Source organism: Pseudobacter ginsenosidimutans, from assembly GCF_007970185.1.
GTDB classification, from domain to species: domain Bacteria; phylum Bacteroidota; class Bacteroidia; order Chitinophagales; family Chitinophagaceae; genus Pseudobacter; species Pseudobacter ginsenosidimutans.
In genome coordinates this window covers 7,425,311-7,444,848 of sequence record NZ_CP042431.1, presented here as the reverse complement: position 1 = coordinate 7,444,848, position 19,538 = coordinate 7,425,311, and the positions used below count along the sequence as shown (strand labels likewise).

General features: G+C 48.4%; 21 protein-coding genes. 18 read left to right on the top strand and 3 right to left on the bottom strand.

The annotated features are described in order from the left end of the window. Positions 1 to 15: 15 nt before the first annotated feature. The 12 genes from aspD to FSB84_RS29185 all read left to right on the top strand — a co-directional run bounded on the left by aspD (position 16) and on the right by FSB84_RS29185 (position 12,687). Entirely contained in the window at positions 16 to 1,656 is a 1,641-nt protein-coding gene (gene aspD, locus FSB84_RS29235) for an aspartate 4-decarboxylase (RefSeq protein ID WP_130543994.1), read from the top strand. Positions 1,657 to 1,785: 129 nt separating this feature from the next. Continuing rightward, positions 1,786 to 2,841, top strand: a complete 1,056-nt coding sequence (locus tag FSB84_RS29230) for a type II asparaginase (RefSeq protein WP_130543993.1) — start codon at positions 1,786 to 1,788, stop codon at positions 2,839 to 2,841. Positions 2,842 to 2,869: 28 nt separating this feature from the next. After that, positions 2,870 to 4,051, top strand: coding sequence for a porin (locus FSB84_RS29225; RefSeq protein ID WP_130543992.1), 1,182 nt, complete (start codon positions 2,870 to 2,872; stop codon positions 4,049 to 4,051). 63 nt (positions 4,052 to 4,114) lie between these two features. Beyond that, positions 4,115 to 4,753: a hypothetical protein gene (locus FSB84_RS29220; RefSeq protein ID WP_130543991.1), complete on the top strand. Its 639-nt coding sequence runs from the start codon at positions 4,115 to 4,117 to the stop codon at positions 4,751 to 4,753. A 19-nt stretch (positions 4,754 to 4,772) separates the two neighbouring features. Beyond that, complete coding sequence (locus FSB84_RS29215; RefSeq protein WP_207234339.1) at positions 4,773 to 6,227, top strand: TolC family protein; 1,455 nt, start codon at positions 4,773 to 4,775, stop codon at positions 6,225 to 6,227. A 6-nt stretch (positions 6,228 to 6,233) separates the two neighbouring features. Then, positions 6,234 to 7,223: an HlyD family secretion protein gene (locus FSB84_RS29210; RefSeq protein WP_130543990.1), complete on the top strand. Its 990-nt coding sequence runs from the start codon at positions 6,234 to 6,236 to the stop codon at positions 7,221 to 7,223. 15 nt (positions 7,224 to 7,238) lie between these two features. Beyond that, entirely contained in the window at positions 7,239 to 8,399 is a 1,161-nt protein-coding gene (locus FSB84_RS29205) for an ABC transporter permease (RefSeq protein WP_130543989.1), read from the top strand. Continuing rightward, positions 8,396 to 9,550 carry an ABC transporter permease gene (locus FSB84_RS29200; RefSeq protein WP_130543988.1) on the top strand — a complete coding sequence of 385 codons (1,155 nt, stop codon included), beginning with the start codon at positions 8,396 to 8,398 and terminating at the stop codon, positions 9,548 to 9,550. The genes FSB84_RS29205 and FSB84_RS29200 overlap by 4 nt, the downstream gene beginning before the upstream one ends. Positions 9,551 to 9,563: 13 nt before the next feature. Further along, positions 9,564 to 10,394 carry an SDR family NAD(P)-dependent oxidoreductase gene (locus tag FSB84_RS29195; protein WP_225979925.1) on the top strand — a complete coding sequence of 277 codons (831 nt, stop codon included), beginning with the start codon at positions 9,564 to 9,566 and terminating at the stop codon, positions 10,392 to 10,394. 191 nt (positions 10,395 to 10,585) lie between these two features. After that, positions 10,586 to 11,986 (top strand): coiled-coil domain-containing protein, encoded by a 1,401-nt coding sequence (locus FSB84_RS29190; RefSeq protein WP_130543986.1) that lies wholly within the window; start codon positions 10,586 to 10,588, stop codon positions 11,984 to 11,986. 312 nt (positions 11,987 to 12,298) lie between these two features. Beyond that, positions 12,299 to 12,433 (top strand): hypothetical protein, encoded by a 135-nt coding sequence (locus tag FSB84_RS31550; RefSeq protein WP_262713777.1) that lies wholly within the window; start codon positions 12,299 to 12,301, stop codon positions 12,431 to 12,433. A gap of 29 nt (positions 12,434 to 12,462) precedes the next feature. After that, positions 12,463 to 12,687, top strand: coding sequence for a hypothetical protein (locus FSB84_RS29185; RefSeq protein WP_147122425.1), 225 nt, complete (start codon positions 12,463 to 12,465; stop codon positions 12,685 to 12,687). 31 nt (positions 12,688 to 12,718) lie between these two features. Here the strand turns inward: FSB84_RS29185 and FSB84_RS29180 are convergent, their stop codons facing one another. The 3 genes from FSB84_RS29180 to FSB84_RS29170 are packed head-to-tail and all read right to left on the bottom strand — an operon-like array spanning position 12,719 to position 14,127. After that, positions 12,719 to 13,360 (bottom strand): ATP-dependent Clp protease proteolytic subunit, encoded by a 642-nt coding sequence (locus FSB84_RS29180; protein WP_130543984.1) that lies wholly within the window; start codon positions 13,358 to 13,360, stop codon positions 12,719 to 12,721. 1 nt (position 13,361) lies between these two features. Then, positions 13,362 to 13,619, bottom strand: coding sequence for a hypothetical protein (locus tag FSB84_RS29175; RefSeq protein WP_130543983.1), 258 nt, complete (start codon positions 13,617 to 13,619; stop codon positions 13,362 to 13,364). Then, entirely contained in the window at positions 13,600 to 14,127 is a 528-nt protein-coding gene (locus FSB84_RS29170) for an RNA polymerase sigma factor (RefSeq protein WP_130543982.1), read from the bottom strand. Before FSB84_RS29170 ends, FSB84_RS29175 begins: the two co-directional genes overlap by 20 nt. A gap of 98 nt (positions 14,128 to 14,225) precedes the next feature. On the opposite strand from FSB84_RS29170, the gene FSB84_RS29165 reads away from it, so the two are divergent. The 6 genes from FSB84_RS29165 to FSB84_RS29140 all read left to right on the top strand — a co-directional run bounded on the left by FSB84_RS29165 (position 14,226) and on the right by FSB84_RS29140 (position 19,531). Then, on the top strand, positions 14,226 to 15,038 hold the full coding sequence (locus FSB84_RS29165; protein WP_130543981.1) for a thymidylate synthase: 813 nt from the start codon (positions 14,226 to 14,228) through the stop codon (positions 15,036 to 15,038). A 65-nt stretch (positions 15,039 to 15,103) separates the two neighbouring features. Continuing rightward, positions 15,104 to 15,595 carry a dihydrofolate reductase gene (locus tag FSB84_RS29160; protein ID WP_130543980.1) on the top strand — a complete coding sequence of 164 codons (492 nt, stop codon included), beginning with the start codon at positions 15,104 to 15,106 and terminating at the stop codon, positions 15,593 to 15,595. 100 nt (positions 15,596 to 15,695) lie between these two features. Further along, on the top strand, positions 15,696 to 16,493 hold the full coding sequence (locus FSB84_RS29155) for an O-methyltransferase (RefSeq protein ID WP_130543979.1): 798 nt from the start codon (positions 15,696 to 15,698) through the stop codon (positions 16,491 to 16,493). Positions 16,494 to 16,531: 38 nt separating this feature from the next. Continuing rightward, positions 16,532 to 17,638, top strand: coding sequence for an NAD(P) transhydrogenase subunit alpha (locus tag FSB84_RS29150; protein ID WP_130543978.1), 1,107 nt, complete (start codon positions 16,532 to 16,534; stop codon positions 17,636 to 17,638). Between the two features lie 15 nt (positions 17,639 to 17,653). Beyond that, entirely contained in the window at positions 17,654 to 17,971 is a 318-nt protein-coding gene (locus FSB84_RS29145; RefSeq protein ID WP_127132442.1) for an NAD(P) transhydrogenase subunit alpha, read from the top strand. 27 nt (positions 17,972 to 17,998) lie between these two features. Further along, on the top strand, positions 17,999 to 19,531 hold the full coding sequence (locus FSB84_RS29140; RefSeq protein ID WP_207234338.1) for an NAD(P)(+) transhydrogenase (Re/Si-specific) subunit beta: 1,533 nt from the start codon (positions 17,999 to 18,001) through the stop codon (positions 19,529 to 19,531). Positions 19,532 to 19,538: the final 7 nt, after the last annotated feature.

Below are 19,538 nucleotides of genomic sequence, written 5' to 3'. Positions count from 1 at the left end.
GAAAAAAATAATCCAATGGCTACATCAACTCTCTCAAAGATCAAAACAACACGCAGGCAGGAACGAAAGCTGGAACAGCTTAGTCCATTCGAGTTGAAGAATACACTCATCAGCCTGGCGCAGGATGAGAGCAAAAAGAATTCTTCGCTGATGCTGAATGCAGGTCGTGGCAATCCTAACTGGATCGCTACCACGCCGCGTGAAGCTTTCTTTACACTCGGTTTGTTCGGCTTGCAGGAATGCCGCCGCATTGCGGATCTTGCCGGAGGCCTGGCAGGTATTCCCGAAAAGAAAGGCATCGCCAGGAGATTCGAAAAATTTCTCACCAGTCATAAGAAAGCGCCCGGCATCGATCTGCTGAAAGGACTGTACAAATACGGACTGAAACAGCATAAGTTCAATGCAGACGACTGGGTACATGAGCTTGCTGAAAGTATTATCGGTGATCAGTATCCCGTTCCTGACCGTATGCTCACGCATATGGAAGCGGTAGTACGCGATTATATCGTGCAGGAAATGTGTGATCGTACCGAACCGAAAAATCCTTTCAAGTTGTTTGCAGTGGAAGGTGGAACAGCAGCCATGTGCTATGTGTTCGATTCCCTTCAGCAGAATTTCCTGGTGAAGAAAGGAGACAGCATCGCGCTGATGGTGCCCACTTTCACGCCATATATCGAGATCCCTAAGCTGGATAGATTCGAATTCAATGTAGTCAATATTGCTGCCAGGTCAATGAACAAAGATGGAAGGCATACCTGGCAATACCCTGATGAAGAGCTGGAAAAACTGAAGGATCCCGCGGTGAAAGTTTTGTTTGTGGTGAATCCCAGCAATCCGCCTTCCGTGGCCATCCATCCGGGTAGTCTGAATAAGATAGTGAAGATCATCAAACAGCACAATCCCAACCTGATTGTGGTAACGGATGATGTGTATGGCACTTTCGTTCCCGGATTTCGTTCTCTCATGGCCGTTATCCCGGAGAATACTATCTGCGTGTATTCCTTCTCCAAATATTTCGGATGCACCGGCTGGCGTCTCGGCGTGATTGCCGTAAGCGACCGAAACATCTTTGATAAGAATATCGCGCAACTGCCGGACCATGAAAAGGCAAGGCTGACGATACGCTATTCCAGTATCACACTGGAACCGGAGAAGCTGAGTTTTATAGACAGGCTGGTGGCAGATAGCCGTGATGTGGCACTCAACCACACTGCCGGTCTTTCCCTTCCGCAACAAACACAGATGTTGCTTTTTGCAGGATTTGCCTTATTGGATAAAAGAGACAAATACAAGAAACTGACACAGGACCTGGTTCGCAAGCGACTGCAACTCCTGTGGAAAGAACTGGAAATACCGCTGGTGACCGATCCCATGAGCGCAGGTTACTATACCGAGATCGATATCAGGATCTGGGCCACCAAAGTGTATGGCGATGCATTCACCAAATGGCTCACCAGTCATTTTGAACCTGTAGACATTCTTTTCAGGCTGGCAGAAAAAACCGGCGTGGTATTGCTGAATGGCGGTGGGTTCGACGGCCCGGAATGGTCTGTTCGTGTTTCGCTCGCCAATCTCGATACCACTGATTATCCAAGGATCGGGAAGGCTATCACACAGATCATGCGGGAATATGTAAACGCATGGAAAGGAAATTAGAAAAATAATTCATCATAAAACATTTCTTGCCGGTCAGGCGGGAAGACGGAACAAATCGCGAATGGAACTACTTAAGCTTTCCGCCTTACCGGCAAAATTCATTACTCCCTTCACTTAAAGTGGAAGACCATGAAACAGACCATTCTTCTTTTAGTTTTTGCAGGGCTGCTACAGACCCTGTTTGCACAGCAACAGAAATTACCGCGAGTGGTGATACTGGCCACAGGCGGAACGATTGCAGGAACAGGGGCTTCTGCGGATCGCTCCGCTTACAAAGCCGGTGAACTTCCGGTGAAAGATCTGATTGCGGCAGTGCCGGGAATAGACAAAGTGGCAACCATTACCGGCGAACAGGTGTCCAATGTAGGCAGCCAGGATATGACAGTAGACATTTGGATCAAGCTGAACAAACGAATCAATGAGATCTTCAAGAACAATGAAGCAGATGGTATTGTGATCACCCATGGAACCGATACACAGGAGGAAACAGCGTACTTTCTCAACCTGACGGTGCGGTACGATCATCCTGTTGTGCTGACCGGTTCCATGCGGCCTTCCACCGCCATCAGCGCGGACGGCCCGAAGAATCTCTATGATGCTGTTACAGTGGCTGCCAGCCCGCTTTCAAAAGGCCGCGGAGTGATGCTGGTATTCAATGAATCCATCTGGGACCCACGCGATGTAGAGAAAGTAAGCACCACCCATGTGAATGGATTTGCTGCTCCCAACAGCGGCCCGCTCGGACAGGTGTATGATGGAAAAGTGATCTACTATTTCAACTCTGTGCATAAAGCCAATAAACAAACGCCATTCGATATTTCAGGCCTTACCAAACTGCCACGCGTAGCAGTAGCCGAACTTTACTGTGATGCACCGGCCACTGCTCTCAATGCCTATGTGGCCGATGGCGTGGATGGTGTGATCACCGGCGGCCTCGGTAACGGCAATCTCAATAAGGCCAACACCGAAGCCGTGATGGCTGCAGTGAAGAAAGGTGTGAGCATTGTGAGATCATCCCGTGTTTTCACCGGCCGCGTTACACTCTTTGATGAAACCGATGATGAAAAACTCGGCACCATGGTGAGCGATAATCTCAGTCCGCAGAAAGCAAGGATTCTCCTCATGCTCGGGCTTACAAAAACAAAAGACAGGAAACAATTGCAGCAATATTTTTTCGAATACTGATCCTGGTTAGAACCAAATCGGAAAATCTATGAGAAAATTTTTAGCGGCCTTATTATTCCTGTTCTTATGCATCACCTCATGGGCGCAGGAAAAAGGGGCCAAGCAGATCGATACCTTTTATTACCAGAAGCCCCTGATACCGGAGATCAAACAGAAGCTGCTCAGCAATATCAATGTGATCGCCAATATGCAGAGCAGTCTCCGTAATGAATTCGCTGATGGGGAATATACAAGAGGGCGATTCATCATGAACCAGTTCAGGCTGGAGATAAAAGGTAAGATCCACGACAAGGTTTACTTCCGTTTCCGCGATCGCTATACAAGGAATACTATGCCACAGTCGGAAGACAATATGAGCAGTTCCACAGACCTTGCCTATATCCAGGTGCAGGCAACCGGTAAGCTGAATTTTTCCATCGGTAAGCTTTGTGCAGACTGGGGCGGTATCGAATTCGATCTTAATCCGATCGATATCTACGAGTATTCAGATATCATCGAAAACTCAGACAACTTCCTGCTGGGTATGGGAATCGGCATTCAGGCAAGTGAAAATCATTCATTCAGTTTCCAGGCGCTGAACAGCCGCACACGTACTTTCCAGGAGATCTACGGAACTATTCCCGGTATTACCGAATCAAGATTTCCGCTTGCCGGCGTAGCCAATTGGAGAGGCAAGATGTTCGGAGGCAAATGGCAGACCATCTGGAGCTACAGCATCTTCAAGGAGGCGCGCAGTAATTACATGCATTACCTGGCGTTGGGTAATCAACTGGATTTTGGAAGATTCCAGCTTGCCTATGATTTCAAATACAGCAAGGAAGAGTTGGATCGAAAAGGGATCGTTACAGGATTCAAGCCTGATACGGGCGGCGACAGGTTTGCTGCACAGGATGTTGCCTATCTCAGCCACTGGGTGAAACTGGATTATCTCGTTCTTCCAAAACTCAACCTGAGCTTTGTAGGTTTCATGGATGTGGCCAGCTGGAAAGGAAATCCTGATCCTGATAAAGACAGGAAACTGCGTACCGGATGGGGCTTTATTCCTACCGTGGAATATTTTCCCTTCAAGGAGCTCAACCTGAAATTCTTTGCCAACTATGTTGGCCGGGTATACAACTACACACAATATGCGAAGGACGTGCTGGGTCAAAAGAACTATAATACCGGGGTGGTATCTCTTGGATTTATAGCCCCGTTGCATGTACTCTGAGGCGGATGGCAGCAATATTGTAGATGATGATATGAACAACATTATTCATCTAAATACAACAATATGAAACAGTTTTTTACAGGGATGGCCGCATTGATGGTAATGCTCACCCTTGCCTCCTGCAGCAGTACCGAACTGCTGAGCTCCTGGAAAGCGGAAAATGCCAACCTTAAACAATACAATAAAGTACTGGTAGTTGGTTTGACCGGAAACAAAGACAGATCTATCAGGGACAATGTGGAAGCAGCAATGGTGAATTCATTAAAAGCGAATAATGTAAATGCTATCACCGCTTCCGAATCCTATGGCCCGAAAGCCTTTGAGAAAATGTCTGATGCCGATGTGGTAAGCAAGGTAAAAAGTGATGGTTATGACGGGATCGTTATTCTCACCCTGCTGGATAAGGAAAAAGAAAAATACTATACACCGGGCCGCGTGTCTTACACGCCGTACTTCACATATTACAGCCGTTACTGGCGCTCCTGGAGAACGATGTACGACCGCGTTTACGAACCCGGCTATTACACCAATACCACCAATTACGTGCTGGAAGCGAACCTGTACAATGTATCGGAAGACAGACTCGAGTACTCTGCCCAGACCCGGTCTTTTGACCCCGGCAATGCAGCAACGCTGGCAAGTGGCTTCACCAAAACGGTGGTTACAGATATGGTGAAGAAAGGTGTGATCCCTGGTAAATAGTGCACAAAAATTTTTGCGTATGCAGTTGAAAGCCCTGACAACGCTAACGATTTTGTTCCTCACGGGAATGTTATTCCGCGCGGGCGCTCAAAACATTTCCCTCGAAGATTGTTTTACGCTTGCGCGGAATAATAATTTACTGATCAAACAGGCCGGCGCCTCCCTGAAAGCAAGAGAGTACGCTCTGCAGGCAGAAAAGCAATCCTATCTTCCCAGGATCGATCTGCTGGCCGGTTACAACTATCTCAGTAAGCCTCTCGAAGTAAATCTTCAACAGGTAAAAGATGGCATCCTGGAAGGCTCCTCCCGGCAAGCCGTGAACACTGCCAATGAGGTGTACAAGGCCATCACCGGCAATGATCTTTCACAGAATGCGCAGAACATCATTTACAATGGAGGAAAGAATATCCTCAATACGTTTTATCCTGATTACAATCCGGCGCTCAGCAAGCAGCAATATTTCACCGCTGCACTGGGAGTAAGGCAGCCCATCTGGCTGGGCAATAAGCTGAAAACAGTACAGGATGTGGCTGCGGCAGAAGTGAAGTCGGGCCGTCACAATCTCGAACTGGCCAATCAACAGGTGGAACTGCTGATCGCTTTGCAGTACCTGCGCATCATGTATCTCAACAATATCCTGCAAAGCCAGCAACAGATCGTCAAAAGTTTTTCGAGGATCGAATATGATGCCAATGAAATGGTGAAACAGAATTTGTTACCGCCTTACCAGCGCAACTGGGCCAGCACTGCTGTGATCATTGCCAGGAGCAGGTTACAGAACCAGGAACTGGAAAAGCAGACAGCTCTTGCAGAGCTCAACAAACTGCTCAACATGCCCATCGATACCATACTAACTATTACGGACACACTACCTTATAAACCTGTAACGGAACTTCCATCTTTTTCCCCTGACTTCTGGGCCGCCAATCCGGCTTATCTCGCTATCGAGAGCAAGCAGGACCTTGCGCAGGCCAGTCTCAAGGGCAGCAAATCATTTTCATTGCCGAATATTTTTGCTATCGGCAGTCTTCAGCTTTATCAGAAAGATCTTCCGCTGACGATCCCACCCTGGCTGGTGGGCGTTGAAATGCAGTGGACCATCTTCAATGGTACGCAAACCATCAAGCGGGTGAAAGCCTCCAAAGAATTACTGGAAGAAGCAAAGATTGCGGCCGATCAAACAAAAGGACTGTTGCAAACCCGCGTGCGCGTGGCGCAGAACAGACTGAGTGCATTGAGGAATGATATCGCTGCCATGGATACTGCGCGCTCTACCGCAGCGCTCACCACACAGCAGGTGGAAGAACGGATGCGCAACAGGATGAGTACACCACGTGAAGTGAATGAATCCTTGCTGGTGGAAGAAGAGATCACCAAAGCCTATTACACCGCCGTGCTGGGATATTACCTGGCATTGGCAGATTACCTGGACGCAACTGGATCTGCCAGCCGGATCACCGCATACCTGAAATAATTGCCTATGTCTAATTTTTTTAAAAACTACTGGGCCGTTCTGATCCCGGTGATAGTGCTGGGTATCGCCCTTTATTTCCTGTTCAGGAAAGCTGCTGAACCTGCGTCCAATGCATTGCTGGGAATGGTGGATGCTGAATTCACTGATGTAGCGGCGGAATTTCCGGGAAAGCTGGACACCTTATTGGTACATTCCGGCGATACCGTGAAGAAGGGACAATTGCTCGGCGTTGTCCGCACCAAGGAGATCAATGCCATCAACAACCAGGCACTGGCTGCCATCGAAGCGGCACAAAGCAATCTCAGTCTTTTGCAGAAAGGCCCGAGACCCGAGCTGGTGGCCAGTTCCAATAATGTGTACAAGATCGCGCAGGACCAGTACAGTCTTGCGAGGACCACGTTTGAGCGGATCCAGAATCTCTACAATAAGGAAGTAGTGTCTGGCGAAGAGCGGGATATCATTCAATTCAAAATGCAGGCAGCAGAAAAGGAAATGGAGATCGCCAGGCTCAACTGGGAGATGCTGCAAAAAGGAACACAACCTGAAATGATCGCAGCCGCCAATGCCATTCTCAAACAGGCTGAGCAGGCCTATGAGCTCACCAAATCCATCTCGGAAAATACACGCATTACTGCGCCCAACGATGGCATCATCTCCACATTGATCGTGAAGGAAGGGGAGATCATCTCCATCGGCTATCCCATCATGACCATCCAGGAACAGGGCACTTATTTTGTCCGTTTCAATGTAAGGCAGGATGATATGAAAGGATTGAGCGAAGGTGCGAAAGTGACACTCGATATTCCCGGCTGCACGCCGCAACGAATGAAGGGTACCGTTAGTAAGATAAACGCCACCCTCACATTTGCGAACTGGGTGCCTACACGCGACAGGGGGCAGTTTGAGCTCCGCACATTCACAGTGGAATGCAAACCCGAAAATGCAGATCAGATCAGGGGGCTGCGTTCAGGAATGACAGCCGAACTGATCAGGTAAGCCATAAAATGTATCATGCCGGTAATTGTCAAAATCATATTCAGGGAATGGAAGCGGATCTTTTCGCTTCCAGTGCATTACTGGGCCCTGGTGGTGATGCCGCCGCTGCTGTTCTTTCTGTATGCCGGCATTTACCAGGGTCAAAAAGTGTATGATCTGCCGATGGCTGTGTATGATGAAGATAATTCCGCCGCAACCCGTCAGCTTATTTTCTTACTGGAACAAACCGAGACCATTCATTTCACCCGGAGCATCAATAATTACGATGAGCTGAAAGATGCTATGCGTCGCAACGAGATCATGGGCGCCGTTCATTTCCCGCGGAGGATGGAATCGGATATCAAGAGCCGGAAACCCACTACTGTTACGCTTTATACCAATGCCGCCTACCTGGTGCCTGCCAAACTCATTTATAAAGATGCTGCGCAGGTATTGCTCACCGGTGGTTCAGGCGTGATATTGCAAAAGCTTGTGAAGAAAGGAATGAATCCTTCCAAAGCGATGGCGCTGGTGCAGCCGATTGTTGTGTCTACTTATTCATTGTACAATCCTGATTACAATTACCGCGAATACCTGGTGCCAGGGCTGATCACAGTAGCCATTCAGATGATGATCATCATGGTGGCCGTGCTGATGCTGAATTATGAATATACTACGCGCAGTATGGAAGAGCTGGTATTGCTGGCAAAAGGTTCTGCATCGGATATCATTATCGGAAAAACAATTGCGCATCTCAGTGTGAGCTGGATCAACTGGATATTGATGGCCTGGGTAGTGTTCCCTGCATTCAGTATCGGCGATGGATTGGGAGGATGGAATTTCTTTGTGTTGTACTCCCTGATGGCACTGGCCTGTATCGGTTTGGGTGTGATGGTCTCTGCTATCGTTAAGGATACGATGCTGGCAACAGATATAGGGCTCTTCTATACATCGCCTGCATTCGTATTCAGCGGTTATACGTTCCCGAAATGGGGCATGCCCTGGTATGATCAGTTCTATTCGCATTTGTTGCCTTATAGCTGGTTCCTGGATGGCTTCATCAAAGTGTTCACGATGAGCCTGCCGCTTTCCTATGCAAGGCCGGAGATTTCGGCATTGCTGGTGTTCATTGGAATTTCCTATCCCATTGCCATCCTGGTATTGCAGCGGCAATGCAATAAAATCCTTGGCGTATGAGTGGCCTGAAAAGATGCTGGACCATTGCGGCCCGCGAAGTGCGGACCATTGCCACAGACCATAGCCTGTTGCTGACACTGCTGCTGGCGCCGCTCCTCTATGCATTCTTCTACGGCAGTATCTATATCGATAAAGAAGAAGTGAATGTGCCGCTGGCAGTGGTGGACGATGATCAGAGCTCTTTATCCAGGCTGCTTACGGAACAATTCAACAATACACAGGCAATAAAAGTGGTGGGAGCGAAAGATGTGCAGCAGGCGCAGGAAATGCTGAACAGGGAAGAAGTGCAGGGCTATATTTATTTGCAGAAGGGTCTGGAAGAAAAAGTGATGGCATTGCAGCAGGCCAATATAGTTCTGGCAGTGAGCGTGAGCAGGTTTCTGCCACCCAGCGACCTCCTGGGTGCTGTAACGCAGGTGAGCATGACCGTTAGTGCGGGCGTCCGCCTGAAATACTTTCAGAAAAAAGGGATGACGGAAGCCATCGCCATGCAGGAAACCAATCCCGTGGCATTGGATTACAGGCCCCTGTTCAATGAGCGCACCAGTTATGGGGCTTACCTGTTACCCGGTCTGCTGATGCTGATCCTGCAACAGACATTATTGATCGGACTGGCAGCCAGTATGGCCAGGGAAAGGCAGGAGCGGACCTTCGGCGAATTATATCAATTGGCGGGAAACCGCTTTACAACTGCTTTTGCAGGGAAGGGCGCATTTTATTTCGTTCTCTATGGTATTTATGCATTGTTCTTTCTTACAGTTAATTTCACCATACTTAAATTACCGGTACGGGGAGACTATTTTTCTCTCGTGCTGCTGATCGGTTTATTCATTGCCACGCTGATCCCGATGGCGCTCTGGCTCGGCTCTTTGTTCAAGACCACATTGCTGGCCGTACAGCTCATGGGATTTTCCACTTATCCATTTTTTCTCATTACAGGTTATGCCTGGCCTTATGAGGAGCTGCCCTTCTTTCTAAAAGCATTGAGCTCGCTATTGCCTACCACACCTTTTCTGCAAGCTTACACCACTATAGTACAACAGGGAGGCGATCTGTGGCAGGCCATTCCGCAGGTAGTGCATCTGTCAGCACTCTGGCTGGCCTATGCAATATTGCTGGCCATCAATGTCCGCCGCAGATACAAAGTGTAAACCATTTTACCGGATGGCTGTTATCTTCCGTATCATCAAATATATTTTCTATGGATTTTCAATTACAGGGAAAGAAAGCATTGATCACCGGTTCAACAGCAGGGATCGGATTTGCCACAGCTGCATTGTTATTGCAGGAAGGGCTGAAGTGGTGATCAATGGAAGAAGTCAGGAAAGGGTTGACAAGGCAGTGGAGGAATTGAAAGCAAAAGTGCCGGGATCAAAGGTGGAAGGCATTGCAGCGGATTTTGGAAAAGTGGACGAAGTGAATGCCTTGCTGAAGCAGTTACCTGAAGTGGATATCCTGATCAATAATGTTTCCATCTTCGAGCCAAAGCCATTTACAGAGATCCCCGATGAGGACTGGCTACGTTTTTTTGAGATCAATGTAATGAGTGGTGTTCGCCTGAGCCGTCATTATCTCAAACCCATGCTTGCAAAGAACTGGGGCAGGATCATTTTCATTTCAAGTGAATCAGCAATATTCATTCCCGAAGAGATGGTACATTATGGTATGAGCAAAACAGCACAGCTGGCCATCAGCAGGGGCCTTGCAGAATACACGAAAGGCAGCAAGGTAACGGTAAATGCCGTGCTGCCGGGACCTACAATGTCTGAAGGTGTGGGTACATTCATGCAGGACCTTGCAAATGATCAGAATACCAATGTTGCGGAAGTGGAGAAGAATTTCTTCACCGATGCACGCCCAACATCATTGCTGCAAAGATTTACAGCAGTGGAGGAAATAGCGAATATGATCGTGTATGTTGCCAGTCCATTATCATCTGCCACCAATGGTGCAGCGCTGCGTGCTGATGGCGGTGTTGTGAAAACCATTATCTGATCTTTTTTTGCGAATGTGGATAAAACCTCATGCAAATGAGGTTTTTGTTCATTTTTGGTATCATTATTGCGAAAATTTTTACGACAGTTTCTACTCCCTCACCGTATCGAACATTTAAAAGAAGTGGCTGAACAGAAGGCGCTGACTCTCTAAGAATGATGGAATAACTCTACGTAAAAAATTTCAACCTGATGATGTCCTTACTGCTCGTATCGCTCTACGAGTTCAAACAGTTTTTGCAAATTGTGTTATGGATTGCTGTGCCATTAACTGTAGTAGCCGTAGGAATGACTATCTATCTGCATTATCGTCGCCGGAAAAAGCCTGCAGAGGCTGACACGGGCCACCCGCTGCTCGATGCTTCCGAATGGAAACTGGCGCTGGCAGGGAGTTCCGCCGGTACTGGTCCTGTTTCTTCGGAGCCATTGCCTGATTGGCTTGCCAGTTCCAATCCTGATAATACCACCCTGCTCAAAAAGTATGAGGCTGAAGTTCGCCGGTATAAGGAAGATTATGCCACTCTCAAAGAGGATTACAAAGAGCTGGAATTCAAATATGAAGATCTCCGCAACAAGGCCTATAACGGCAAGCATTCCAATGAAGGTGATGAAAAACCACTTTCAACACAAGAGAAGGAAAAACTGCAGCAGCAGTTGCGTGATGCTGAGCAGGCCGTAGTGAATGCGAAAGCTGAGATCGAAAAACTACAAGCCTGTTTCTCGCAGCAGGTGGATGAGCTGGGTGGCCAGCACCGCCAGGAGAAAGATCAGCTGGTGGCTGATCTTGCTGCACTCCGAACAGAAAATGAAAAACTACAAAATAAATTTGCTGCGCTTCAGCAGCAGGCTCCCGCTTCAAAATCCAAAATCCCATCCGATGCAGTTTCTATCGATGCCCAGCGGATCACTGTGCTGGAAGAACTGCTTGCAAAGACCGAGGAAGAGAATAACCTGTTGAAGAACAGGCTCACAGAAGGTGAGTACCTGCAGGACCTGGCGCAGGAAAAAAAGCTGCAGGTCGATTTCCTGCAGCAACAACTGGAACAGCGGATAAAGAATTTTCATCAGCTGGAAAGAAAGGCCGATGAAGCAGCTAACCATCTCCGTGAGATGAAGGATAAAAGCGCCTCATTCGAGTACCGCATCCAGGTATTATCAGAAGAGCTTACAGAAAAGCAAAGTGAAATAACGAAGATCAGTGAGGAAGCCATCGAGTGGCGCGCTACTGCGCAGATCAGTCAGCAGGAAAAACAGGTGCAGCAGCAACAGATAGAAGAAAAGACACTGCTGGTGAACCAGCTGGAAAGCAGTCTCCGCAATATGCAGGACGAGCATCAAACGCTGCGCACTGATATCGACTCCCGTCAGCAGGTGATGGATGGTTTGAGAGATGATCTGCTGAAAGAGCAACAGAAAGCAAAAGAACTTGAGAGCAAACTGGAACTCAGCAGCAACCTGCTGGTCCGCATCTATAGTGAACTGGCCCGGTCCCTCAATGCCGGCTGGATGCAATGGCAGCAAGGTCAGGAACCTTTACCATTGGAAATTCCGGCAGCGGAAGCGGTGACTGAAAAATCCAAGGAAACAGCCTGATCTATTTCCCCGCAACGCTCCAACCCATGTTCCCGCAATCCTTTTTTGCGCCAGGATTGCTGAACATGAAGATGCCCTTATCCTGGCAACTCTCCACCTTATCCTTTTTTCTTTTTCTGTACCTGATCTCCGGACAAAAGATCCTGATATAGTAGCCCGAACCTGTGCCATGGTCAAATGTACCTGGCGCAGGTTTTTGTATTATCGGCGTTCCGGCTCTTATTTTGTACAGCTCAGGCGGAATTTTTCGTTTTTTTGGAAAGGGGAAGCAACTGTAAGCATTACGGCACTGTCAATTTTCAAATTGACTGTATGCGAAAACCCTTCCTGGCAGTTGGCCTGTTATTGCTTATTGCTTTTGCCTGTAGCAAATCGAACAATCAGCCACTCAATGGCAGATGGAGGCTGGTGGAGACATGGATCAATCCCGGCGGGGGCCGGATATAACAGAACCAGCCCCTGCGGATAGTTTTTATGTGGATTTTAGATCTGATGGAAGTTTCAGGTCGAATATCACAACTTATCTGGGTTTTATTAAATATGAGGTTTCTGGCAATAAAAAGATCAGGTTGCTGAGACCTGTTACCAGTTCAGCGCCATCTGAATCCATCACTTTTGACATTACCGGTGATGGATTGAAAATATCGAGGACAGGTTATATCGAAGGTTGCGGAGAATCGTATACTGCTAGCCGTTATTAACAGCGATAAAGCGTAGTATGATTTCCTGCAATCATTTTCCGTGTTTCCTGAACCCGACAGGAGAAAAGGATTTCTGCAGGTTGCGGATGGCTGCAAGGTCTTCCGCATCACCCAGTATCTCATCTATCAATCCATATTCTTTTGCTTCTTCAGCATTCATGAATTTGTCCCTTCTGTACATCGATTCAATTTCTTCATAGGAATGACCGGTGTTTTTAGCGATTACATAAAACAGTTGGTCCTGTAACCTTTCCTGTTCCTGGTAAGCGATGCGCACATCTTCTGTGTAACCCTGTGCTCCGCCACCGGCAGGATGCATGTGCACGGTAGCGTGAGGGAGGGCATAGCGTTGGCCTTTCGATCCGGCAGTGAGGAGAACTGTGCCCATGCTTCCGCTGAATCCCACTGCAATGGTGCTCACGGGCGACTTCAGAATCTTCATGGTATCATAGATGGCAAAGCCGGCATAGATCACGCCGCCGGGGGAGTGGATGTACAAACTGATGGGTTGATGGTTCTCACTGTCGAGGTACAGCAGTTGGGCCACAATGAGATTGGCCACATTGTCGTCGATGGCAGTGCCGAGAAAAATGATCCTTTCCTTCAGCAATAGGCTGTAGATATCATAGGCGCCACGCGTGGTGGTGTCTATGACCGTTGGTATGATTGGCATGTTACGGGAAGATTTGGTGCAGGATCTGTTTGAATTGCGGGTCCTGCATGAGTGTGTGGTGGATTTTTTCCAGTTGTTTCTTTTTTTCCTGTCGCGCCTGGTATCGGATCAGGCGATAACTGTATTGCTGCAGCGTTACCTGTTCGTGCAGATCAGGTTCCGTAAGCAGGCGCACGGCAAATGCTTTCTTCTCTTCCTCATCCATTTGGTGATGGAGGAAGCGTTCGGCCTGTTCCATATCATGCAAAGCTTTCCTCATACAGGGCCGATGTTTTTAATTGTTCCCTTAATTTTTCGAGACATTTAAATTTCTGCACGGTAGCGGAACGGGCGGAAGAAAAATGGAACTGTTCAGATATCTCCTGCATGTTTTGCTGATCGTAATAATAGGCCTGCAGCAATTGCATGCATTTTTTCCCGGCTGTCTGAAGGAACCGGAGCAGGGAAGTGGAAAGCAGGGATTCGCTCTGACGGTTCTCTTCGTAATACATTTCTTCCTCATCCGATTCATCGAGGGAAGTGGTGAAAAGGCGGTTCCTGAATTGCCGGTTCCAGAGGTTGCGGACAATGCCTTTGAGATAAGATCTTTCGGAAACGTTAATTTCCAGGCTGCCGGCGCTTTGCTTTTCGCAGTAAATAACGAGGGCATCATGAAAGAGGTCCTTCGCAGACTCCAGGTTTCCACCCAGGTTGCGCACCATCAAAGCCACGGCGGGAAAGGTTTCCCGGTAGATCCTCAACATTTCCTGTTCTGAAATTGTTGCCATATGAACACAGGGTTTTATATACTGGTGCCAGAAACCAGGCAAAGATCACCCAAAAGGTAAAAAATTTCACGGAATCCATTTTTTATTAACTTGCGCCTATGCAACAATACCTGGACTTACTGCGCCTGATCATGGACAAAGGCGTGTCCAAAACAGACCGGACGGGAACCGGCACTACCAGTTATTTTGGTTACCAGATGCGTTTCGATCTCAGTGAAGGCTTCCCCATGGTGACCACCAAGAAATTGCACCTCAAGAGTATCATCTACGAATTACTTTGGTTCCTCCAGGGGGATACCAATATCAAATATCTCAAGGATCATGGCGTGAGTATCTGGGACGAGTGGGCCAATGAAAATGGTGATCTCGGTCCGGTATACGGCAAACAATGGAGAAGCTGGGCCGGCGCTGACGGCAAAACCTTCGATCAGATCAAAGACGTTCTGAAACAGTTGAAAACAAATCCTGATAGTCGCCGTATCATTGTCAGCGCCTGGAATGTGGCAGAACTGCCTGAGATGGCGCTCATGCCCTGTCATGCTCTTTTCCAGTTTTACGTGGAGCCTGCAGTGAATGGCGGCAAACCTAAACTGAGCTGCCAGTTGTACCAGCGCTCTGCCGATGTTTTCCTGGGCGTGCCTTTCAACACAGCGTCCTATGCATTACTCACCATGATGATTGCACAGGTCTGCGATATGGAGCCCGGCACTTTTGTGCATACTTTCGGCGATGTACACCTGTACAATAATCACCGTGAACAGGCTGCATTGCAACTGACCAGGACCCCATTCCCGCTGCCGCAGATGAAACTGAACCCAGAAGTGAAGGATCTCTTCAGTTTCAGCTTCGAAGACTTCAGTCTGGAGAACTATCAGAGCCATCCGGGCATCAAGGCTCCTGTTGCGATATAATTTCCAAATTAATATTGTAGTTTCGCTGGCCTTATATTCAGCTCATCACTCACCAGAAAGGATATATGATCATCTCATTTGCCGTGGCTGCTTCTGAAAACAATGTAATTGGAAAAGACAACCAGTTACTCTGGAGCCTGCCCAACGATATGAAATTCTTCAAGAACACCACCTGGGGATTTCCGGTGATCATGGGCAGAAAGACGTACGAGAGTCTGGGAAAGCCATTAGCGGGAAGGACCAATATCGTGATCACCCGCCAGGCAGACTGGAAAGCCGGGGGCGTGATCGTAACGCCCAGCCTGGAAGAGGCCCTGAAAGTTGCGGCGGATACCGATGCCAGGGAGTCTTTTGTGATAGGTGGGGGAGAGATCTTCAAACTGGCCCTGCCAATGGCACAAAAGATCGTGCTGACACGCGTTCATACCGTTATAGAAGGAGATGCTTTTTTCCCTGAACTGAGCCCGGCAGAATGGGAAATGGAATGGCACCAGGATTTTGAACCCGATGAGAAACATATTTACGCCTACAGTTTTCAAATTTGGCGCAGGAAATAATGCTGTTACCAGCATCGGTCACCTGTGATAGTAACCCAGCCCACCCGGTTATTGAGAAATCCACTGATACCATATTGAATCAATTCTTAGTAAGATTTGCATGTATTCGCGCTGGCAACTAGCACAAAAATTTATCCGTTACTACCTCACTGCCATGAATGGAAAGGGCCATGGTGTTCATTCCCCTTTCGTATATGAATTCATCGCCCATGTACTGAACGACAACAAGCATTACCCCGCCTACGATAAAGTGGAAGCACTCCGGCAGGAACTACTGGCTGAACAGGCCGTGATAGAAGTGGAAGACCTGGGCGCCGGCTCCACGGTTTCCAAAACACAGAGCCGAAGCATCAGCTCCATTGCCAAACATGCGGCCAAGCCTCCCAAATATGCGCAACTCCTGTTCCGTTTGGTGAATTACTATCAACCCGAAACCATCCTGGAACTGGGCACTTCCCTCGGCATCTCTACCTGCTATATGGCAATGGCCAACCCGCATGCATACGTGATAACAGGAGAGGGGAGCAATGCCATCGCTGCAGAAGCCACGCTCAATTTCCACGACATGAACCTGCCCTTTGTGGAACTGGTGGAAGGTAATTTCGACGATACCCTTTCTGAAATGCTCGCCAGTATGCCTGTTGTAGACATGGCCTTCATCGATGGTAACCACCGCAAGGAGCCTACACTGCGTTATTTCAACCAGATACTGCCGCAAACACATAATTTTTCCATGATCGTGCTGGATGATATTCACTGGAGCGCAGAAATGGAGGCCGCCTGGGAGGCAATCAAGGCCCATCCCCAGGTGCGTATGAGCATCGACCTCTTTTTTGTTGGCATCGTTTTCTTCCGCGAGGAATTCAAAGTGAAGCAACATTTTACCATTCGATTTTAGGCGGATTTTTCACTATCTTGAACCCATAACTGAGGAATATGACGATCGGAATTTTAAAAGAACCGGCCTCCGAAACCCGTGTATCCCTGTTGCCCGAAGCCGTGGCAACCCTCACTAAAAAAGGGATAACGGTACTCACAGAGCAGGGCGCCGGAGAAAAAGCATATAGCCAGGATGAAGATTATACAAATGCGGGAGCACAGGTAAAATCCCGCGGGGAGGTGATCCAACAGTCGGATATCCTCCTGGCCATCCATCCCCTCCAGGAATCTATCTCTTCAAAAATCATTATCGGTGTGTACCAGCCGCTCTTTGCTCCTGCTGTGATGCAGCAATGGGCACAGGCAGGCCTCACTACGTTCAGTTTGGATATGCTGCCCCGTACCACCCGTGCGCAAAGCATGGATGTGCTGAGCTCGCAGGCCAATATCGCCGGCTACAAAGCCGTGTTGCTGGCTGCGAATAGCTATGGCCGTTATTTTCCCATGTTCATGACTGCGGCAGGAAGCATCGCTCCCGCAAAGATCCTGATCCTGGGAGCAGGCGTTGCAGGATTGCAGGCCGTTGCAACAGCCCGCCGCCTCGGTGCAGTAGTGGAAGTGTTCGATACACGTCCTGCAGTGAAGGAAGAAGTGATGAGCCTTGGCGCCAAATTCATTGAAGTGGAAGGAGCCGCCGATGCCAGCAAGGCAGGTGGTTATGCAGTTGAACAGACAGAAGAATATAAAAAGAAACAGGAAGATCGGATTGCGCAGAGCATTGCCAAAGCTGATATCGTTGTTACCACAGCGCAGATCCCCGGCAAAAAAGCGCCCATCCTGATCTCTGAAGCCATGCTCTCCAGTATGCGCAACGGATCTGTTATTATCGATCTGGCCGCAGCTACCGGAGGCAATACCCCTGTTACAAAAAATAATGAAACCGTTCAGTACAAAGGCGTACGCATCATCGGCGACAGTAACCTGCAGGCAGGCATGCCTTCCGATGCCAGCAAATTGTACGGAAAGAATATTCTTAATTTCTTACAACTGATCATCAGTAAAGAAGGCGCTATCAATCTGAACTGGGAAGATGAACTGGTGAAAGGCGCCTGCATCACTCATGATGGACAGGTTGTGCATGAAAGGGTAAAAGTTTCAAACTAATAAACGTATTCAGATATGGAATCAGTCTTCAACTGGATAGCCATCAATCAGCAGATGATCTACATCGTGATCCTGATGGTGTTTGTGGGAATCGAAGTGATCGGCCGTGTGCCCAGCGTGCTGCATACTCCGCTCATGAGTGGCGCCAATGCCATTCACGGTGTGGTGATCATCGGCGCCATCATTGTGATGGGCAAGGCGGAGTCCGACAATTACGTGGCCCTGATACTCGGCTTCCTCGCTGTGGTACTGGGAACACTCAATGTGGTGGGAGGTTTTGTGGTCACAGACAGGATGCTGGAAATGTTCAAGAATAAAAAAGCTCAGAAGTAGATTGTAAACAACTGAACCGGACTACACATGTTGGAAATAAACATACTCACGCTTATTTACCTGATAGCTTCCGTTACTTTCATCATCGGCCTCAAAATGCTGAGCCATCCCGCATCTGCGCGAAAAGGCAACCTGGTGGCGGCTTTCGGTATGGGGCTGGCCATTGTGGGAACTATCTTTTTATATCGTGACGACGAAGGCAACAAACTACATAACTACGGATGGATCTTTGGTGGCCTCCTCATTGGAGGTATCGTGGGAACGCTTGCCGCCAAAAAAGTGAAGATGACTGCCATGCCGGAAATGGTGAGCCTCTTCAATGGAATGGGAGGCGCCTGCGCCGCGCTTATCTCCATGATAGAGTTCGGGCATTTTGCGAAAATGGGATACCTGGACAAGATCGTGCAATCTTACGAAGCAGGTGAAGTGATCCAGGATGCAGTGTTGACGCGTCCTGTTCCAATCGAAACACTGCTGACCATTTTTGCAGGGCTGGTGATCGGTACCGTTTCATTTGCCGGAAGTATGATCGCCTGGGGTAAACTGAATGGTAAGATCAAAGATTTTTCTTTCAAAGGACAACATATTTTCAATCTTGTTATGCTCACGGCCGTGCTGGCCCTTTCTGCTTATCTGATTGTGGTGGTGGCTACGGTGGAACCCAGGCCTGATCCCAATCTGGATAATGTGGTGCCGAAAGATCTCGGATCAATGCCATTGGTATTGTTCTATGCAACCTTTGGTCTGGCGATGATCTATGGGATCATGTTCGTGATGCCGATCGGAGGAGCCGATATGCCCGTAGTGATCTCATTGCTCAACTCATTCACAGGTGTGGCCGCAGCCTGCGGTGGCTTCCTGTATGATAACAATGTAATGCTTACCGGCGGTATCCTTGTTGGTGCTGCGGGCACCCTGCTCACCATCCTGATGTGTAAGGCCATGAACCGTTCGCTCAAGAACGTGCTCATCGGTTCATTCGGTAATAGCAATAAACCCGCGAGTGGTGGAGGCATTAAACCTCAGGGCGCTTACAAGGAGATCACGCTTAGTGATGCCGCAGTGCTGATGAGCTACGCGCACAAAGTGATGATCGTTCCGGGTTATGGACTGGCGGTAGCGCAGGCGCAGCATGCCTGTCATGAACTGGAGAAATTACTCGAATCAAAAGGAGTGGAAGTAAAATACGCAATCCATCCTGTTGCCGGCCGTATGCCCGGACATATGAACGTGTTGCTGGCAGAAGCTGATGTGAGTTACGATAAGCTGGAAGAAATGGAACAGGCGAATGAAGAGTTCCCAACAACCGATGTGGTGCTGATCCTCGGCGCCAATGATGTGGTGAACCCTGCCGCCAAGAGTGATCCATCTTCCCCGATCTATGGTATGCCCATCCTCGAAGTGGAGCTGGCCAAGAATGTGATCGTGAACAAGCGGAGTATGAAACCTGGCTATGCAGGAATTGAAAATGATCTTTTCTTTCAACCTAAAACTTCCATGTTGTTTGGCGATGCCAAAAAAGTGTTGCAGGATCTGATCGGTGAGATCAAAAATTTATAATGGGGAG

Coding starts and splice junctions, on each gene's coding strand:
- aspD (WP_130543994.1), top strand. CDS start 16: ATGGCTACATCAACTCTCTCAAAGATCAAAACAACACGCAGGCAGGAA.
- FSB84_RS29230 (WP_130543993.1), top strand. CDS start 1,786: ATGAAACAGACCATTCTTCTTTTAGTTTTTGCAGGGCTGCTACAGACC.
- FSB84_RS29225 (WP_130543992.1), top strand. CDS start 2,870: ATGAGAAAATTTTTAGCGGCCTTATTATTCCTGTTCTTATGCATCACC.
- FSB84_RS29220 (WP_130543991.1), top strand. CDS start 4,115: ATGAAACAGTTTTTTACAGGGATGGCCGCATTGATGGTAATGCTCACC.
- FSB84_RS29215 (WP_207234339.1), top strand. CDS start 4,773: ATGCAGTTGAAAGCCCTGACAACGCTAACGATTTTGTTCCTCACGGGA.
- FSB84_RS29210 (WP_130543990.1), top strand. CDS start 6,234: ATGTCTAATTTTTTTAAAAACTACTGGGCCGTTCTGATCCCGGTGATA.
- FSB84_RS29205 (WP_130543989.1), top strand. CDS start 7,239: ATGCCGGTAATTGTCAAAATCATATTCAGGGAATGGAAGCGGATCTTT.
- FSB84_RS29200 (WP_130543988.1), top strand. CDS start 8,396: ATGAGTGGCCTGAAAAGATGCTGGACCATTGCGGCCCGCGAAGTGCGG.
- FSB84_RS29195 (WP_225979925.1), top strand. CDS start 9,564: ATGGCTGTTATCTTCCGTATCATCAAATATATTTTCTATGGATTTTCA.
- FSB84_RS29190 (WP_130543986.1), top strand. CDS start 10,586: ATGATGTCCTTACTGCTCGTATCGCTCTACGAGTTCAAACAGTTTTTG.
- FSB84_RS31550 (WP_262713777.1), top strand. CDS start 12,299: ATGCGAAAACCCTTCCTGGCAGTTGGCCTGTTATTGCTTATTGCTTTT.
- FSB84_RS29180 (WP_130543984.1), bottom strand. CDS start 13,360: ATGCCAATCATACCAACGGTCATAGACACCACCACGCGTGGCGCCTAT.
- FSB84_RS29175 (WP_130543983.1), bottom strand. CDS start 13,619: ATGAGGAAAGCTTTGCATGATATGGAACAGGCCGAACGCTTCCTCCAT.
- FSB84_RS29170 (WP_130543982.1), bottom strand. CDS start 14,127: ATGGCAACAATTTCAGAACAGGAAATGTTGAGGATCTACCGGGAAACC.
- FSB84_RS29165 (WP_130543981.1), top strand. CDS start 14,226: ATGCAACAATACCTGGACTTACTGCGCCTGATCATGGACAAAGGCGTG.
- FSB84_RS29160 (WP_130543980.1), top strand. CDS start 15,104: ATGATCATCTCATTTGCCGTGGCTGCTTCTGAAAACAATGTAATTGGA.
- FSB84_RS29155 (WP_130543979.1), top strand. CDS start 15,696: ATGTATTCGCGCTGGCAACTAGCACAAAAATTTATCCGTTACTACCTC.
- FSB84_RS29150 (WP_130543978.1), top strand. CDS start 16,532: ATGACGATCGGAATTTTAAAAGAACCGGCCTCCGAAACCCGTGTATCC.
- FSB84_RS29145 (WP_127132442.1), top strand. CDS start 17,654: ATGGAATCAGTCTTCAACTGGATAGCCATCAATCAGCAGATGATCTAC.
- FSB84_RS29140 (WP_207234338.1), top strand. CDS start 17,999: ATGTTGGAAATAAACATACTCACGCTTATTTACCTGATAGCTTCCGTT.